Origin of the sequence: Stutzerimonas stutzeri (assembly GCF_018138085.1) — a bacterium.
In the GTDB taxonomy this organism is placed as follows: Bacteria; Pseudomonadota; Gammaproteobacteria; order Pseudomonadales; family Pseudomonadaceae; genus Stutzerimonas; species Stutzerimonas stutzeri_AI.
The window spans coordinates 4,663,619-4,680,924 of sequence record NZ_CP073105.1; the positions used below are offsets into that span (position 1 = coordinate 4,663,619).

The following is a 17,306-nucleotide window of genomic DNA, read 5'->3' on the forward strand; positions in this document are numbered from 1 at the left end:
GACTGTCTCGGTTATCGGCCGGTCGTCTCGTCACGCGAGGCCGGTCGTCGAATGGGCACATCCGCGGCGGTCTGCCGGCTGCTGTCGACGCCTACGACTTTGGTACGGATACCAAGGTTGCATGGCGAACGCCCGCGGGGCGGCCGATAACGTGAACGACGGCCTCGGCGCCCAACGGTATCCAGATCGAGCCTGGCGTTGCCGAAAACGAAGTAGCCCTGCACGCGATTGCTCGCCATACAACGAGCGCGCGGGGTTTGCGCTTCACCCCTTCACGCGAGTACTGCCCATGCTTTCCTTATCCCGTTTCAAGCCAGGCAACAGACACACCGACGGCACCCTGAGCCTGCTCAGCACGGCGCAGCAACTCGCGCAAAAGCTTGCCGACCTGAAGTTCGATCCGACCTATATCGCCGGCTTCGTCTCTCCACATGTCAATCTGGACGAGGTGGCGCGGCAGGTCTCGCAACGCTTCCCACGGGCGGTCATCAGCCTGTGCACCACCTCCGGCGAGCTCTCCAGCGAGAACCAGCGGCTCTACTGCGCGACCGGCGCGCAGTGGGATCGCGCGGTGCTGCAACTGTTCGACGCCAGCGTGATTGCCGCAGCGGAAATCGTGCAGGTGCCGCTGGAGTGCGAGGACATCCGCAACGGCGCCCAGCGCATGAGCATGGCGCAGCGGATCGCCAAGCTCAGCGCCTCGATCAAGCGCCTGCAGGTGTCGATGAAGATCGACTACCGCGACACTCTGGCGAATATCTTCTTCGATGGCCTCTCGGCGTCGGAGTCCTTCTTCATGGAAGCCCTGTACGAATCCGGGCGTTTTCCCTGCCTGTTCGTCGGCGGTTCAGCCGGCGGCAAGTTGGACTTCCAGAAGACCCAGTTGCACGACGGCAAGCGCAGCTACCAGAACCACGCGCTGATTGTCTTCCTCAAGTGCGCCCGCGATGTGCGCTTCGGCGTGTTCAAGAGCCAGAACTTCGAGCCCACCGCGCTCAGCCTGAGCGTGCTCAGCGCCTCGCTGGAAGACCGCTACATCAGCCAGGTGGTCGATTCCCGTGGCAACATCCGCACCATGGTTCAGGCGCTGTGCGAGGCGCTCAAGTGCGCCCCGAGGGAGCTGGAGCAACGACTCGCCGACTATTCCTTCGCCATCCGCGTCGGCGAGGAGGTGTTCGTCCGCTCGATCTCGCAGATCGACTTCGCCAACGAGCGCGTGCACCTGTTCTGCGACGTGGCGCCCGGCGAGGAGCTGATCATGGTCAAGCGCACCCCGCTGGCCGAGGCCACCCGCCGCGACTATCAGAGATTCATGCGCAACAAGCCCGGCAAGCCCCTGGTAGGCATCCTCAACGACTGCATCCTGCGCCGCCTGAACAATGAGCAGGCACTTGGCGGCATGGACCCGGTGTTCGACGACGTGCCGGTCGCCGGATATTCCACCTTCGGTGAAATTCTCGGCCTCAACCTCAACCAGACGCTGACCGCGGTGTTCTTCTTCCGAACCAGCGGCAAAGAAGAATTCCACGACGACTACACCGACAACTTCATCGCCTACCACGGCGAGTTCAAGGCCTTCTTCCTGCGCCGGCAGATCAAGAAGCTCACCGGCCTCAGCCAGGTGGTGGTCAAGCAGATCGAGCAGTTCAAGCGCCAGGACTACAGCAGCGCGGTGGACGTCAATGGTCTGGACGAGCACATCCGCCCGGTGTTCCGCGGACTGGCCGACCTTGGGCAGGTGCTGTCCCAGGCCGATCATGAGCGCCGGTCCATGTCCGAACAGCTGAGCCAATGCGCCAACGAGCTGCACGGCTCGATGGATGACCTGACCTTGAACATCAACCAGCAGGGCACGGTGATCGAGCAAGCCGGCTCATCGGTCAAGCAGATGGTTCATCAGGCCGACGAAGTGGTTGGCAGCGCCCGCGACCTGGCGCAGTCCAGCCAGCGTATCCAGTCGGTGGTGCAGACCATTCAGCAGATCGCCGGGCAGACCAACCTGCTGGCGTTGAACGCGGCCATCGAGGCCGCACGCGCCGGCGAACAAGGTCGCGGCTTTGCAGTGGTCGCCGACGAGGTGCGCAAGCTGGCCGAGATCACCGGCAAGAATGCCGAGGAGATCGGTACCGACATCGACCGGCTGGCCAGTGAGATCCGCGCGGTGGCGCAGCACATCGAGACCCAGTCGGCCGGCATCGGCTCGCTCACCGGACTGCTCGATGCGCTGGAGAATTCCAGCAACCTCACCGCGGGCACTTCACGCCAGACCAAGGGCGTCGCCGACCGGCTGATCGGCCTGACGGCGCGCTAGCCTGCCAGCCGCGCGCGTACCTCGGCATAGGGGTATGCCTCCAGCGAGGCGAATCCCGGGAGCTGGCGGGCCTTGAGCTTGGTGAACAGCGGCACGCTGATGCCGCAGAGGAAACGCGTCCGGCATTCGACGCTGGGCGCATGCCCCTTGAGCTGCCGGTAGCGCTGGTCGAAATCGGCGCAGCGGGCGTCCAGATCTATCTCCGCAAGCGGCGCCAACGCTGGCGGTGCCGGGAGTTGTGCGACCTGCCCGCGGCAGACCGAGCAATGCCCGCAACGCTGGGGTGCCTGGCGATCGCCGAAGTACTCCGCCAGCCGCTGGCTCAGGCACTCGGCGGACTCGAACAGTGCCAGCATGTTGTCGATGCGGGTGATTTCGCTGGCTTCGTGCTGCTTGAAATAATCGTGCAGCTCGCCACTCAGCGCCTCGGCATCGAAGCTCGCATCGAGTAGTGCATAGACCTCGGTCATCTGCTTGCTTTCCAGCTCGATCCAGCCTTTCTCCTGGAAGTACTCCAGCGCCTTGACCACGCGCGCGCGGTCGGCGCCGTGCTGCTGATAGAGCGCATCGAAATCCAGAGTGCACCACGTCCGGGCCCGCGCCGAGGTGTGCACGATGGCCTCGACGAACTGCCGCCGCTCGCCCTCGAATTTCGCCACCAGCGCATCGGGCTCGAGCAGGTATTTGAAGCGATACTCGGCGAAATAGGCGAAACGCGGGGCGATGATGCCCTTGAGCTCGAGCTGCACCAGCAAGGTCTTCAGCGGCAGCTGGCGGATATTGCTCTGGTCGGACAGCTGGTTGAGCATCAGCTCCCATTGCCCGCCCGCGCCTGCCTGGCGCAATTCCTCGAGCACGCAACGGATACCCTCGCGTTCCGGCGTGTCGCCATAGACGAAGTTCTGCAGCACGCTGAGGCTGTCGCGGTTGGCCAGCACCAGACAGTCGGACGGCTGCCCGTCACGCCCGGCACGGCCGATTTCCTGGCTGTAGTTCTCGATCGATTTGGGCAGGTCGTAATGCACCACGTTGCGGATGTCCGACTTGTCGATGCCCATGCCGAAGGCGATCGTGGCGACGATGCAGTTGAGCTCACCGCCCATGAAGCGACGCTGGATCGACTCGCGCAGCTCGTGGCCCATACCGGCGTGGTAGGCGCTGGCGGGAAAACCGCGCTGACCCAGGTGTTCGGCGACCTGCTCGGCGGTCTTTTGCTGGGTGACGTAGACGATGGTCGGCTGGCCGGCCTTGTCTGCCAGCCATTCCACCAGCCGCCGCTGCTTGCCGAAGCCGCTGACCGGCTCCACCAGCAGGTTGAGGTTCGGCCGATAGAAACCGGTGGTCACCACGTCCTGCGCTGTAATGGCGAACTTGGCTTGCATGTCGGCGATCACCGGCGGCGTCGCCGTGGCAGTCAGCAGCAGCGTTTGTGGAATGTTGAACTGACGCTGATAGTCGGGAAGCTTGAGGTAATCCGGGCGAAAGTTGTGGCCCCATTCGGAAATGCAGTGCGCCTCGTCCACCACCAGCAGCGAGATCGGCACCTGGCTTATGAAGTGGCGGAAGCGCTCGTTCTTCAGCCGCTCCACCGAGATCATCAGAATCTTCAGCTCACCCGACTTGGCGCGGGCCATGGTCTCGCTCGCCTGCTCGCGGCTCTGCGCCGAATCGATGCTGGCCGCGGCGATGCCGTGCCGGTGCAGGAAGGCCAGCTGATCCTGCATCAGCGCCAGGAGCGGCGAAACCACCAACGTCAGGTGCGGCAGCAGCAGTGCCGGTAACTGATAGCACAGCGACTTTCCGGAACCGGTGGGAAAGATCGCCGCCGCCGAGCGCCCGGCCACCACGGCGCGAATGGCTTGCTCCTGGCCGGGACGGAAGCCGTCGTAGCCGAATGTCTGGGCGAGGGTCTGTTCGATCATGCGAGGTCACTCCTTTGACTGGAGTTCGGAGGGTAGCAAGGTGCGGGATGCGTAGGGTGGATCACGCTTCACCGATCCAACCAGACACACAGCACTGGCGTCACGGTGGATGTGAAAAGCGTCATCCACCCTACAGCCCGGAAGGCAGCAAGGCGCGGGACGCGTAGGGTGGATCACGCTTCACCGATCCACCACACAGACAGCGCTGACGTCACGGTGGATGTGAAAAGCGACATCACCCCGACGCGCTGGCGGGTCGGGGAATGGAAGCGCGCCGCCGCGGAACGGGCCGCGGCGGCGCGAAGAAAAGGACGCTCCGTGCGCCCCTTCAGATTGCTCAGAAACGGTCGCGGATGATCACTTCATCGAACGGCAACTTGCCGATACGCGGCTTGGGCTCGGCGGCGCGCTTGCCGACCGCAACCATCATCGCGATGACGTGATTGTCCGGCAGGTTGATCAGCTTGGCCACGGCGTCGAAATCGAAGCCGTCCATGGGGCAGGAGTCCAGGCCCTTACCACGGGCGGCAAGCATCAGGGTCTGAGCCATCAGGCCGCAACTGCGCATGGTTTCGTCGCGCTGAACCTGCGGCTTGCCACGGTAGTAGGTGTCGATGGCGCCAGCCATGTAGTCCTGCACCTCGGGCGGCGCACCCTCCCAGACGCGGCGGACATTCTTCTCCCAGCTATCGACCTGGGCGCAGACCACGACCAGCATCGAGGCATCGGTCATCTGCGCCTGATTCCAGCCCACCTCGCGAATCTGCGCGCGCAGTTGCGGGTCGCTCACTTCGACGAAGCGTACGTGCTGCAGGTTGAAGGCCGAAGGCGCGAGCAACGCCAGCTGCAACAGCTCGTCCTTTTCTTCGCGGCTGAGCTGGAAGGTCGGGTCGTAGGCTTTGACAGCGCGGCGGGTCTGGATGGCTTCTTCGATCTGCATGGCGTAGCTCCGATTGACTGAAAACGTGGCCGCTATGCTATGCGCCGACGTGCAGCGAAACCATCCGTCTTGGTTGATGGAAGTTATCAACCGAACCGATAAGAGGGATTGCGTCGGCCTCCTGCAGCATGGGCTCGCCGCGCTCGCCGCCGACCACGCCGGGGCGACCGAGCCGGCAGAACGCCGCCCACGAAAAAGCCGCCCGAAGGCGGCTTTTTCAGTGCCACACCCGCCGCTTAGAGCTGCGGCCCGGCGGCCTTGATGGCGTCGGAAACGTCGAACTTCTTGAAGTTCTCGATGAACTTGTTCGCCAGTTCCTTCGCGGCTTCATCGTAGGCGTTGGTGTCGGCCCAGGTGTTGCGCGGGTTGAGCAGCTGGGTATCGACACCCTCGACGGCCTTCGGCACGTCCAGGTTGATGATCGGCAGATGCTCGGTCTCGGCACCGACCAGGGCACCGCTCTGAATCGCGGCGATCACGGCACGGGTCGTCGGGATGTTGAAGCGCTTGCCGACACCGTAGCCACCGCCGGTCCAGCCGGTGTTGACCAGGTAAACCTTGGAGCCGAACGCCTGGATGCGCTTGATCAAAAGCTCGGCGTAAACGCCGGCCGGACGCGGGAAGAAGGGCGCGCCGAAGCAGGTGGAGAAGGTCGACTTGATGCCGCTGCCCGAGCCCATCTCGGTAGAACCGACCAGCGCGGTGTAGCCGGAGAGGAAGTGGTAGGCCGCCTGCTCTTCATTGAGGATGGACACTGGCGGCAGAACGCCGGTCAGGTCGCAGGTCAGGAAGATCACCGCGTTGGGCTCGCCGCCCAGGTTCTTCTCGGAACGCTTCTCGACGTACTCCAGCGGGTAGGCGGCACGGCTGTTCTGGGTCAGGCTGTCGTCGGTGTAGTCAGCGGCGCGCTCGTCGTCCAGCACGACGTTTTCCAGCACGGTGCCGAACTGGATGGCTTTCCAGATCACCGGCTCGTTCTTCTCGGACAGGTCGATGCACTTGGCGTAGCAGCCACCTTCGATGTTGAACACGACGCCAGTGCCCCAGCCGTGCTCGTCGTCGCCGATCAGGTAGCGCGACTCGTCGGCCGACAGGGTGGTCTTGCCGGTCCCGGACAGACCGAAGAACAGGGTGACGTCGCCGTCTTCGCCGATGTTGGCGGCGCAGTGCATCGGCAGCACGTCGGCTTCCGGCAGCAGGTAGTTCTGCACCGAGAACATCGCCTTCTTCATTTCACCGGCGTAGCGCATACCGGCGATGAGGACCTTCTTGGCGGCGAAGTTGATGATCACGCAGCCGTCGGAATTGGTGCCGTCGCGTTCCGGCACGCATTCGAAGTTGGCGACGTTGAGCACTTGCCACTCGTCCTTGCCGGACGGGTTGTACTGCGCCGGATTGATGAACAGCTGGCGGCCGAAGAGGTTCTGCCAGGCGGTGGCGGTGGTCATCTTGACCGGCAGGTAGTGACCCTCGGAAGAACCTACATGGACGTGGGAAACGAAGTGATCCTGAGCCTTGTTGAAGGCCTCGACGCGATCCCACAGGGCATCGAACTTGTCGGCGGGGAACGGACGGTTGATCGGCCCCCAGGCGATCGAAGCCTGAGTGCTGGGCTCTTCGACGATATAGCGATCAGCTGGCGAACGACCGGTCCGGTGACCGGTTTTCACGACGAGCGCGCCGTTGGCGGCCAATTCACCCTCACCGCGCTTGATGGCCTCTTCGACCAGTTGAGCGATGCTGATATCGATGTAAACGGCGTTATTGGCTTGCGTCATGAGTTCCCCGTCGGCCCTGGGCCGATTCCTCCATGCTGTTGTAGCCCACCCGACGACGGACTACATCGAAAAAAGTGCGCGCGATTATGACAGAAAAGGCGCAGCGGAGGGTATGAGGGCGTAATGGCGAAAAGGTTCTACGCCCCCCTGCCTTTTTTAGTGCCGCGTACCGGAGGGACCCGCCGTCCCCGCGCCTGCGAATAGCTGGGCGATATCGGCCGCATCGAAGCGATAGCTGTGGTTGCAGAACTGGCAATCGATGGAGATGGCACCGCCCTGCTCTTGCAGCAAGTGCTCGGCATCCTGCTGGCCGAGGCTGATGATCGCCATGGCCGAGCGCTCGCGCGAGCAGCTGCAGCGGAACACGATCGGTCTCGGCTCGAACAGCCGAACCTGCTCTTCGTGATAAAGGCGATGCAGGATGGTCTGGGTGTCGAGGCCGAGCAGCTCCTCGGTCGACAAGGTATCGGCCAGGGTGCGTAGATGCTGCCAGCTGGCCTCGCGCTCTTCGCCGTCACGGATGCGATCGGCCGGCAATTGCTGCAGCAGCATGCCGCAGGCGCGGCGGCCGTCGGCAGCGAGCCAGAAGCGCGTGGGCAGTTGCTCGGAGGACGCGAAATAGCTCGACAGGCTTTCCGCCAGGTTGACCCCGTCGAGGGCGACGATCCCCTGATAACGCTGCCCATTGGCAGGATCGATGGTCATCGCCAGCACCCCGTCGGGCATCAGCTCGGCCAAGGTTGTGCCCGGGCTCAGCAGCGTTTCGTCGTAGCGGGCGATGCCGCGCACTTCCCGATCGCTGGAGCATTCGACCATCAGCAACGGCACCGCGCCGGTCGAGCTCGCCTGCAGGACGATCAAGCCGTCGAATTTGAGCGTGCCGACCAGCAGCGAGGCGGCAGCAAGCAGCTCGCCGAGCAACTGCGCCACAGGCTCCGGATAACTGTGCTTGGCCAGCACTTCGGCGTAGCTACGCTCGAGCCCGACCCATTCACCGCGCACATCGGTGTCATCGAAGAGGAAACGTTGGGTGTAATCGAAATCGAGCATGGGCATGACCAGGGCAATGAAGGAATGATTGGTTCGGGCAGGTACGGCGTCCGGAGAACCATCCCGGATTAAAGAAGGGACCGCATTCTAGGTCCAAAGTGACGGCCGTCCAACCGGACACGGTCACCCCGCATCCGAACGAAAACGCTGCAAGGCGCGCCGTTGTTTCTTGCTCGGCTTGCCATCGGTTTCCACACCCAGGCTGCCAGCCTTGCGCATGGCCGCGGCGTGTTCGCGGCGGGCCAGGCTGTCGGGCGTTTCCTCATATAACAGCTGTGCCTCGGGCGCGCCCTTGCGCACCGCCGACAGCGCCCTGATCACCACGGTGCGCTCGTCGTAACCGGCGCGAATGACCAGCTCCTCGCCAAGCTTGGGCTCCTTGCTCGGTTTGCAGCGTTCGCCGCGGCAATGCACCTTGCCGCCCTCGATGGCTGCCTTGGCCAGCGCCCGCGTCTTGAAGAAGCGCGCCGCCCACAGCCATTTGTCCAACCGGACCTTGCCGTCGTCTTTCTCACTCATCGTTCAACTCTGCGTGGCGTCTCGTTGTCATAGGTTCGTACAGGTAGATGCGGTTGTCATGCACCCCGTCTAGAATGCGCGGAAATCTACTGGATACAGCTTTTGAACAGTCCCGACCCCCAGACAATCATCGGTTTGCGCGAATGGATCGCCCTGCCTGAGCTCGGCGTGGTCGGCCTGCGTGCGAAAATCGACACCGGCGCCAGCACCTCGGCATTGCACGCCACCGACATCAGCGAATTCGAACGCGGCGGCGAGCGCTGGGTTCGTTTCACCGCGCATCTGGGCACGCTGGTACAGCGACGCCATCGCTGTGAAGCGCCGGTGGTGGCACGCAAGACGATCAAGAGCTCCAACGGCCAGGCGCAGACGCGCTATGTGGTGCGCACGCTGCTGGCGCTGGGCTCTCACCTGTGGCCGGTGGAATTCACCCTTACCTGTCGCAAGACCATGCGCTATCGCCTGTTGTTGGGGTCAAAAGCCCTGATGGACGGCAAATGGCTGGTCGACCCTGCACGCACCTACGTGCAGGAAAAACCCCAGACCCTTACCTCTCCCGGTGCCCAATGAAAATCGCCGTGCTGTCGCGCAACCCACGCCTGTATTCGACCCGCCGCCTGGTGGAGGCCGGCCAGCAACGTGGCCACGAGGTGGTCGTCATCGACACCCTGCGCGCGTACATGAACATCGCCAGCCACAAACCGCAGATTCATTATCGCGGCCGCCCGCTGGAGGGCTTCGACGCGGTGATCCCGCGGATCGGCGCCTCGGTTACCTTCTATGGCTGCGCCGTGCTGCGTCAGTTCGAGATGCAGGGCGTGTTCCCGCTCAACGAATCGGTCGCCATTGCACGCTCGCGCGACAAGCTGCGCTCGCTGCAGTTGCTGGCGCGCCGCGGCATCGGCCTGCCGGTGACCGGCTTCGCCCACTCACCCGATGACATCGCCGACCTGATCCAGATGGTCGGCGGCGCGCCGCTGGTGATCAAGGTGCTTGAGGGCACCCAGGGCATCGGCGTGGTCATGTGCGAAACCGCCACCGCCGCGGAATCGGTGATCGAGGCCTTCATGGGTCTGAAGCAGGACATCATGGTCCAGGAGTACATCAAGGAAGCCGGCGGCGCGGACATTCGCTGCTTCGTCGTCGGCGACAAGGTGATCGCGGCGATGAAGCGTCAGGCCAAGCCCGGCGAATTCCGCTCCAACCTGCACCGCGGCGGCACCGCCAGCCTGATCAAGATCACCCCGGAAGAGCGCATGACCGCCATCCGCGCCGCCAAGGTCATGGGCCTCTCCGTGGCGGGCGTCGACATCCTGCGCTCCAACCACGGCCCGCTGGTGATGGAGGTCAACTCCTCGCCGGGTCTCGCCGGCATCGAGGAAACCACTGGCAAGGACGTGGCCGGGCTGATCATCCAGTACCTGGAGAAGAATGCCGGACCGCATCTGACCCGGACGAAGGGTAAAGGCTGACCCGGGCTGGAGGCTGGAGGCTGGAGGCTGGAGGCTGGACAGCTTCTGAACGAGCACTGAACCTCGCCAAGCTTTCCAGCCTCAAGCGCTCGTATCGGCTTTACGTCTTTATCGCATCCCTCGGCAACAACAACCCCAACGGCAGACTGACCCGCGCCTCCAGTCCGCCGCCTTCGCGGTTGCGCAGTTCGATCACGCCGCCATGCTGCGAGGCGATGCGCTTGACGATGGCCAGCCCGAGTCCGGCGCCCTGCCCGCCGCGTGCGCGATCGCCGCGAATGAAGGGGTTGAAGATCTCGCCCAGCTCCTGCGGATCGATGCCGGTGCCGCGGTCAAGCACGCTGAGCACCACATAGGGCGCGCTGCTGTCGCCCGACACATGGGCGGCGACCTCGACGCCATGGCCGCCGTAGCGCAGGGCGTTCTCGATCAGGTTGACCAGCAGGCGCTTGATCGAAACCCGCCGCAGCGGCAGCGGCGGCATCGGCTCGACACACAGGCGCACCTGTTCGCCATGCTGGTTGTAGGGCGCGACCACCTCACGCACCAGTTCGCCCAGGTCCAGGCATTCCAGCGGTTCGTCGCTGCCGTCACGGACAAAGGCGAGAAACTGGTCAAGGATCGCGTTCATGTCCTCGATGTCGCGCACCATGTCGTCGGTCAGTTCGGTGTCGTTGGGCATCAGTTCCAGCGAAAGGCGCAGGCGGGTCAGAGGCGTGCGCAGGTCGTGGGATACGCCGGCCAGCATCAGTTCACGCTCTCGCCCCGCCTGCTCGACGTCTTCGGCCATCTGGTTGAAGGCGCGATAGACCTCGGTCATCTCGCTTGGCGTGTCGCTGATGGGCAGCCGCACACGGCGGCCCTTGCCGATCTGCCGCGCCGCGTAAACCAGCCGCTTGAGCGGTAGATTCAGCTGGCTGACGAAGATCCACGCAGCAGCGGTCGATAGCAGGCCGATGCCCAGGAACCAGCCGAGCACGCTCCAGATCCGCTGCCCACGCAACGGATAGGCATACAGGGGCACCTGCAACCAGTCCGGCCCCAGGCTCGGCGCCCGCACCCAGATCGCCGTCTGTGGCTGGATGCGCACCCGCACCTCGGTATCTGCGCCCAGCTCGAGCTGCATCTGGCGCTGGAAGATCTCGGTGTACGGCCAGTGGTATTCGCTGGGCGGCACCTCGTCCTCGACGACCCGCCGCACCCCGGCGGCCTCGGCGATACGCTCGCGGCTCTGCTCGTCGGCCGCCCAGTAGGCGCGCAGGGTCAACGCCGCACCGTGGCTGTACTGGCGATCGACCATGACGTCTTCGTTCATCATCAGGTACACCAGCATCAGTACCTTGGAGAACAGCACGACGATCAGCACCATCCACAGGGTGCGTGCGAAAAAGCTTTGCGGGAACCAGAGCGGGGTTTTCATAAATAAAAGCCGACAAGAACGCTAGAGGCTTGAGGCTGGACGGAAAAGCGCCATCGTTCAGCCTCAGGCCTCCAGCGCTTTGATCGGCTTTTCAGCCCTTGTTGCCGTCCGGCACGAACACATAGCCGACGCCCCAGACCGTCTGGATGTAGCGCGGCTTCGACGGATCGGGCTCGATCAGGCGACGCAGGCGGGAAATCTGTACGTCGATGGAACGCTCCAGCGCGTCCCACTCGCGGCCGCGTGCCAGGTTCATCAGCTTGTCGCGGGTCAGCGGTTCGCGCGCATGCTGCACCAGGGCCTTGAGCACGGCGAACTCGCCGGTGGTGAGCATATGCACCTGGTCGCCCTTCTTCAGCTCGCGGGTGCCGAGGAAGAGCTCGTAATCGCCAAAGGTAACCGTCTCGTCCTCGCTGCCCGGCGCCCCTGGCACCTGCGGCGCCTGCCGACGCAGGACCGCCCGGATCCGCGCCAGTAGCTCACGCGGATTGAACGGCTTGGCCAGGTAATCGTCAGCGCCCTGCTCCAGACCATGAATGCGGCTGGCCTCATCGCCCTTGGCGGTGAGCATGATGATGGGGATCTGGTTGCCGGCGGCCCGCAGCCGTGCGCAGGCGGAAAGACCATCCTCACCCGGCATCATCAGGTCCAGCACCACAAGGTGGAACAGCTCGCGGCTGAGCAGACGGTCCATCTGCTCGGCGCTTTCCACGGTACGCACCCGGTAGCCCTGCTCGTCGAGAAACCGCTCGAGCAGACGCCGCAGCCGTGCGTCGTCATCGACAATCAGGATCTTTTCGCCTTCGCTGGCGGGCGCAGTGCTGCTCATGGGAACTCCCCGGGAAAATCGTCGATGCATTATGCGCATAGTCAGGACTGCGCACCTGACAGCCATTGTTAGCAGATTTTTCGCCGTAAGGCAGGCGTCGCGCTCAACGCTCGCGCAGAGCTTCGGCGCGAGCGCGGATGATCGGCTTGAGCAGGTAGCTCAGCACGCTCTTGTGACCGGTGATGATGTCCACCGAGGCGACCATCCCGGGGATGATCAACAGTGGCTTGTTGTCGCTACCCAAGTGGCTCTTGTCGGTGCGCAGGTGAATGAGGAAGAAACTGTTGCCCTCATCGTCGGTGACGCTGTCGGCGCCGATGTATTCGAGCCGCGCCTTGAGCCCGCCATAGATGGTGTAGTCGTAGGCGGTGAACTTGACCACCGCCTCCTGGCCCGGATGCAGAAAGGCAATGTCCTGGGGACGGATCTTTGCCTCGATCAGCAACGTGTCGTCCAGCGGGACGATTTCCATGATGTCGCTTCCCGGCTGGACCACGCCACCGACCGTATTGACCATCAACTGCTTGACCACGCCGCGCACCGGCGAGGTGACCAGCGTGCGGCGCACCCGGTCTTCCAGGGCTTTGCCGGTCGACTGAAGCTTCGTCAGGTCCGTGCGCGCTTCGTTCAGCTTGGTCAGCGCTTCGCTGCGATAGCGCCCACGCGCCTCGCCGATCTTGTTGTCGATTTCCTTGATGGCCGCTTCAGCACGCGGCATGGCGAGCGTCGTCGCGTCCAGCTGGCCACGGCTCTCGACTTCAGCACGCTTGAGGCGCAGCACCTCCACCGGTGAGATCGCGCCAGACGCGACCAGAGGCTCCGACATGTCGATTTCCTTGCGCAACAACGCCAGGCTGCTACGGAACTGGTCTCGCTTGGACGCCATCTCGCGCAGCTCCTGACGACGCTGAACCAGCTGCTCCTCGAGACCGCCGATTTCATCGCGCAGTTGCTGCTGGCGGCTTTTGAATAACGCCAGCTCATTGGAGGCGAGCGACGGTGCCTGGGCGACGATGTCAGCCGGGAAGTTCGGCTCCCTCCCTTCGACTTCAGCGGTCAGCCGCTCGACACGCAAGGTCAGTGCGTTGGCGTCGGCGGTCGTTTCGCCCACGTTGGACGCGAAGCGAGTGTCGTCCAGTTGCAACAGCGGGTCGCCCACATCGACGATCTGCCCTTCGTGCGCATAGAGCTCGGCGACGATGCCGCCCTCCAGGTTCTGAATCTTCTGCAGCCGCGACGACGGGATGGCCTTGCCTTCGCCGCGGGTCACTTCGTCAACGATGGCGAAATGCGCCCAGGCCAGCGCAAACAGCAGAAACGCTAACAAGCCCCAGATCGTCAGCCGCACAATGCGCGGCGCGTCTTCGACTAAGGCCTTGCGAACCTCGGGCAACGGCTCGGTGGATGCGCCGAACAGACCGCCAACACCGGCACGAACCAATGGCGGCACTTCAGGCAGGCGCTTAGCTGACACGGATCTGCCCCTTCTTCAAGGCTTCGAGAATGACCGGCTTGGGCCCGTCGGCCACGATCTGGCCGCGGTCGACGATGATCAGCCGATCCACCAGCGTTAGCATCGAGGTGCGGTGGGTCACCAGCAGCAAGGTCTTGTCGCCGATCACGCCGGCGATCTGCTGCTTGAGACGATCCTCGCTGGTGTTGTCCAGCGAACTGGTCGGTTCGTCGAGCAACAGGATCGGCGGGTCGAGCAACAGCGCGCGCGCGAGGACCACCGCCTGACGCTGACCACCGGACAGCTGCTGCCCACGCTCACCAACCTGCAACTGGTATCCCTTCGGATGAAGGCGCGCAAACTCATGCACGCCGGCACGCTCCGCGGCCTGCAGGACCTGATCGTCCTCGACGTAACGCGCGCCCATCACCAGGTTGTCGCGCAGCGTGCCGGCGAAAAGCTGCACGTCCTGGGGGACGTAGCCGATGTTGTGCCGCAGATCGCTGACGTCGAGCTGACGCACGTCGACCCCGTCAACCAGCAGATTGCCATCGCTCGGCTGGTTGAGCCCGACGATCAGCTTGGCCAGGGAGCTTTTGCCCGATCCGCTGCGCCCGATGATGCCGACCTTTTCGCCAGGCCGAATAGACAGGCTCACCTGGTTTAGCGCCGTTTGTTGCTGATCCGGATAACTGAAGTCGACCTGCCTGAACTCTATCGCCCCCTGCAGCGCTTCGCGCTTGAGCGGCCTCTCACCGGCCTGGCGCTCCTGCGGCAGCGCCATCATGTCGTTGACCGAACGCACGGTCACCTTGGCCTGCTGATAACGGGTCAACAGGCCCGCCACCTGGCCCAACGGACCTAGCGCGCGGCCGCTGAGCATGTAACAGGCGATCAGCCCGCCCATGCTCAGCTGGCCGGCGATGATCTGGTAGACACCGAGCACAATCATCACCACGCCGGCCAGTTGTTGCAGCGCCATGGTCGAATTGAGCGCCAGGCTCGAGAGCATCTTGGCGCGCAGCTCCAGACGCCCCAGCGTGCCGATGGTCTGTTCCCACAGGTACTGGCGCTCGCTTTCGGCGTTGTTGACCTTCACCGCGTCGAGCCCACTCAGGGTCTCGATAAGCCCCGACTGGCGCTCGGCTGACAGCGCCATGCTGCGCTCGAGCGTATCGGCGAGCGGGCGCTGCAGGGCGAGGCTGATACCGGCAGCGAGCGGAAAGGCCATCAGCGGGATCCAGGCCAGATGCCCGCCGATCACCGCTATCACCGCAATGATCAGCAGCGTGAACGGCAGATCGATCAGACTGGCCAACGTCAGCGAGGCGAGGAAATCACGCAGCGACTGAAATTCATGGATGTGCTGGGCAAAGGTGCCGACACGGGCGGGCCGATGGGTCATACGCATACCGGCGATGCGCTCGAACAGCGTGGCCGAGATGATCAGATCGGTCTTCTTGCCAGCCAGATCCAAGCACAGCCCACGCAGCGTCTTGAGGACCAGATCGAAGAAGAACGCACCGCCCACACCGATAGCCAGCACCCAGAGGGTCGCCTCGGCTTGGTTCGGCACGACGCGGTCATACACGTTCATCACGAATAACGGCGTGACCAGGCCAATCAGGCTGATCATGAAACTCGCCGCAATCGCATCTGCATAGAGCCAACGAGAGCGCTTGAGGGTGTCGCGGAACCAGTGGCGCGCCCGTGGGACCAGTTCGCCTTGGTCAAGGTCGAACTTGTGCTGCGGCTGGGCAAAGAAGGCCTGACCGGCGTAATCCTCTTCGAGCAGTTCGCGGGCGACGAGGATCTCGCCGCCCTCGGTCTCGCTCGGCATCAGCCGAGCGCGGCCATCGGCGTGCCAGCCGATCAACAACGCGCTGCGACCATCGCCCAGCAGCAACAAGGCGGGTAGGACGAGCACTGGAATCTGGCCGAGTTCGCGGCGCAGCCAGCGGCCACGCAACCCCGCCCTGGCCGCTGCGCGTGGCAGCAGTTCGGGCGTGAGCCGCTGGTTGGCGAGCGGCAAACCAGCCGTCAGCGTTGCCCGGCTGGCCGCCTTCTGATGGCAGGCGCAAAGCGACAGCAGGCTGTCGAGCAACGGATCGTCATAGCGTCCACGCGGATCATGACGTGTAACTTCAGGGCCCGTTTCGGCCGACTGCTGTAGCTGACTCATAGCCGGCCCCCAGGGCGCCTCGTTAGTTCATTGCAGGCAGTTGAACCCGCGCCTGAACCTCGTCCATCGGCACGGCAGCCATGGGCGCCACGACACCCTGGCTCTGAAGCAGAGAGCCGGTTACCGCCTTGATGCGGTATTGGGTCAAGGCCTCGGTGAAGCGCACATCTTCAAGACGGCGCGCGGCGGTGAACATTTCGTTCTCGCTATCGAGCAGGTCGAGCAGGGTACGCTCGCCCAGGGTGAACTGCTGCTGGTAGGAGTCGCGCACTCGGCTGCTGCGGTCGACATAGTCCTGAGCGATCGGCAGCTGCTGGCGCGCGTTAGACAGCGCATTCCAGGCCAGGCCCAGCTCTTCGGTCAGCAGACGCAGCGCGTTGTTACGGATATCCATTGCCTGGTCGGCCTGATGCGCACGAGCGCGCAGCTCGGCTTTGTTACTGCCACCGGCGAACAGGTTGTAGCGCATACGTACCATTGCCTGCCACTCGTTCTCATGCCCCGGCACACCATCGATGTTGTCGTTGGCACCCGTGCTCAGCTCAAGCGCGAAACGCGGATAGAACGCGGACTTCGCGGCCGCCATCTGAGCCTCGGCAGCATTTATATCGGCCTCGGCCGAGCGCAGTTGAGGGTTGTCGGCCAACATTTTGTCGCGGGCCGATTCGAAGGTTTCCGGAAGGTCCGCCAGGATCGGAGCCGGCATGTCGAGCTGCTCGGGGGACTGACCCACCACGCTGATGAAGTTGACGCGCGCATCGTCCAGGTTCGCCTGCTCGGTCAGCAGATTGTTCTTCGCTTGCGCGAGACGCGCTTCGGCCTGATCCAGATCGGCCATGCGGCCGACGCCGCGCTGACTGCGCAGGTTGATCTGATCGAAGATGCGCTCATGGCTGCGCAGATTGTTTTCCGCCAAGCGGACCAGTGCCTGACGGCGCAATACGTCCAGGTAGACCTGAGCCACTTCCAACGCGGTGCGCTCGGTATTACCCAGCAACTCCAGGGCCCGAGAGTTGACCACCGCGCGGTTACGCTTGACCTCGCTGGAGGTGGCGAAACCGTCGAACAACATCTGCTCGACGCTCAGGCGCGCTTCGCTGCGGGTCAGCGTCTCGTAATCATGATCGCCGCTGGCGCGCCCACTGGGATTATCGGTGCCTTCCCGACCATAACCACCGACCAGATCGACGCGAGGCATGTAACCGCCTTTGGCTGCGCGCAGCTCTTCTTCGGCAGCCAGTCTGGCGTTCACACCTGCGCGTATCTCAGGGTGGGACTCCAAGGCGCTGCGCATCGCCTCTTGCAGGGTCTGCGCCTGGGTGGCGAACGGCAGGGCAACAGCCAGGGGGAGCAGGACGAGCGCGCGTTTCATGGAGATAATCCTTCGAAAAAACAGCTGACGTTGGGCCAGGCGGAACGGACATCAGCGG

13 protein-coding genes are annotated in these 17,306 nt (G+C 63.8%); 3 read left to right on the forward strand and 10 right to left on the reverse strand.

Annotated features, from left to right (window positions below; genetic code table 11):
* Positions 1-289: 289 nt before the first annotated feature.
* Positions 290-2,311, forward strand: a complete 2,022-nt coding sequence (locus KCX70_RS21350) for a methyl-accepting chemotaxis protein (RefSeq protein WP_212618753.1) — start codon at positions 290-292, stop codon at positions 2,309-2,311.
* On the opposite strand, the gene KCX70_RS21355 is transcribed toward KCX70_RS21350, so the two are convergent.
* From KCX70_RS21355 to KCX70_RS21375, 5 genes are all read right to left on the reverse strand, one after another.
* Positions 2,308-4,233: a RecQ family ATP-dependent DNA helicase gene (locus KCX70_RS21355; RefSeq protein ID WP_212618754.1), complete on the reverse strand. Its 1,926-nt coding sequence runs from the start codon at positions 4,231-4,233 to the stop codon at positions 2,308-2,310. The genes KCX70_RS21350 and KCX70_RS21355 overlap by 4 nt on opposite strands.
* A gap of 337 nt (positions 4,234-4,570) precedes the next feature.
* Positions 4,571-5,173, reverse strand: a complete 603-nt coding sequence (locus tag KCX70_RS21360) for a nitroreductase family protein (RefSeq protein WP_212618755.1) — start codon at positions 5,171-5,173, stop codon at positions 4,571-4,573.
* A gap of 236 nt (positions 5,174-5,409) precedes the next feature.
* Positions 5,410-6,951 (reverse strand): phosphoenolpyruvate carboxykinase, encoded by a 1,542-nt coding sequence (locus tag KCX70_RS21365; protein ID WP_212618756.1) that lies wholly within the window; start codon positions 6,949-6,951, stop codon positions 5,410-5,412.
* A 156-nt stretch (positions 6,952-7,107) separates the two neighbouring features.
* The gene (gene hslO / locus KCX70_RS21370) at positions 7,108-8,001 is read right to left on the reverse strand and encodes an Hsp33 family molecular chaperone HslO (protein WP_212618757.1); all 894 of its coding nucleotides are present in this window, start codon (positions 7,999-8,001) and stop codon (positions 7,108-7,110) included.
* A 123-nt stretch (positions 8,002-8,124) separates the two neighbouring features.
* Positions 8,125-8,520 carry an RNA-binding S4 domain-containing protein gene (locus KCX70_RS21375; RefSeq protein ID WP_021206225.1) on the reverse strand — a complete coding sequence of 132 codons (396 nt, stop codon included), beginning with the start codon at positions 8,518-8,520 and terminating at the stop codon, positions 8,125-8,127.
* Between the two features lie 102 nt (positions 8,521-8,622).
* Between KCX70_RS21375 and KCX70_RS21380 the strand changes: the two genes are divergently transcribed.
* Positions 8,623-9,090, forward strand: coding sequence for an ATP-dependent zinc protease (locus KCX70_RS21380; protein ID WP_021206226.1), 468 nt, complete (start codon positions 8,623-8,625; stop codon positions 9,088-9,090).
* Positions 9,087-9,992 carry a 30S ribosomal protein S6--L-glutamate ligase gene (gene rimK, locus KCX70_RS21385; protein ID WP_021206227.1) on the forward strand — a complete coding sequence of 302 codons (906 nt, stop codon included), beginning with the start codon at positions 9,087-9,089 and terminating at the stop codon, positions 9,990-9,992. The genes KCX70_RS21380 and rimK overlap by 4 nt, the downstream gene beginning before the upstream one ends.
* Before the next feature lie 100 nt (positions 9,993-10,092).
* On the opposite strand, the gene KCX70_RS21390 is transcribed toward rimK, so the two are convergent.
* From KCX70_RS21390 to KCX70_RS21410, 5 genes are all read right to left on the reverse strand, one after another.
* Positions 10,093-11,412, reverse strand: a complete 1,320-nt coding sequence (locus KCX70_RS21390; protein ID WP_212618758.1) for an ATP-binding protein — start codon at positions 11,410-11,412, stop codon at positions 10,093-10,095.
* A gap of 91 nt (positions 11,413-11,503) precedes the next feature.
* A complete protein-coding gene (gene ompR / locus KCX70_RS21395; protein ID WP_212618759.1) occupies positions 11,504-12,241 on the reverse strand; it encodes a two-component system response regulator OmpR in 738 nt (245 codons plus the stop codon).
* Positions 12,242-12,344: 103 nt separating this feature from the next.
* Complete coding sequence (locus KCX70_RS21400) at positions 12,345-13,700, reverse strand: HlyD family type I secretion periplasmic adaptor subunit (RefSeq protein WP_212620405.1); 1,356 nt, start codon at positions 13,698-13,700, stop codon at positions 12,345-12,347.
* Positions 13,701-13,704: 4 nt separating this feature from the next.
* Entirely contained in the window at positions 13,705-15,876 is a 2,172-nt protein-coding gene (locus KCX70_RS21405) for a type I secretion system permease/ATPase (RefSeq protein ID WP_212618760.1), read from the reverse strand.
* Between the two features lie 22 nt (positions 15,877-15,898).
* Positions 15,899-17,248 (reverse strand): TolC family outer membrane protein, encoded by a 1,350-nt coding sequence (locus KCX70_RS21410; protein ID WP_212618761.1) that lies wholly within the window; start codon positions 17,246-17,248, stop codon positions 15,899-15,901.
* Between the last annotated feature and the right edge of the window lie 58 nt (positions 17,249-17,306).

Bases quoted from the DNA above. Each gene is read 5' to 3' on its own strand.
- KCX70_RS21390 (WP_212618758.1), bottom strand. From the start codon at position 11,412: ATGAAAACCCCGCTCTGGTTCCCGCAAAGCTTTTTCGCACGCACCCTG.
- KCX70_RS21410 (WP_212618761.1), bottom strand. From the start codon at position 17,248: ATGAAACGCGCGCTCGTCCTGCTCCCCCTGGCTGTTGCCCTGCCGTTC.
- KCX70_RS21375 (WP_021206225.1), bottom strand. From the start codon at position 8,520: ATGAGTGAGAAAGACGACGGCAAGGTCCGGTTGGACAAATGGCTGTGG.
- KCX70_RS21360 (WP_212618755.1), bottom strand. From the start codon at position 5,173: ATGCAGATCGAAGAAGCCATCCAGACCCGCCGCGCTGTCAAAGCCTAC.
- ompR (WP_212618759.1), bottom strand. From the start codon at position 12,241: ATGAGCAGCACTGCGCCCGCCAGCGAAGGCGAAAAGATCCTGATTGTC.
- KCX70_RS21355 (WP_212618754.1), bottom strand. From the start codon at position 4,233: ATGATCGAACAGACCCTCGCCCAGACATTCGGCTACGACGGCTTCCGT.
- KCX70_RS21405 (WP_212618760.1), bottom strand. From the start codon at position 15,876: ATGAGTCAGCTACAGCAGTCGGCCGAAACGGGCCCTGAAGTTACACGT.
- hslO (WP_212618757.1), bottom strand. From the start codon at position 8,001: ATGCTCGATTTCGATTACACCCAACGTTTCCTCTTCGATGACACCGAT.
- rimK (WP_021206227.1), top strand. From the start codon at position 9,087: ATGAAAATCGCCGTGCTGTCGCGCAACCCACGCCTGTATTCGACCCGC.
- KCX70_RS21365 (WP_212618756.1), bottom strand. From the start codon at position 6,951: ATGACGCAAGCCAATAACGCCGTTTACATCGATATCAGCATCGCTCAA.
- KCX70_RS21350 (WP_212618753.1), top strand. From the start codon at position 290: ATGCTTTCCTTATCCCGTTTCAAGCCAGGCAACAGACACACCGACGGC.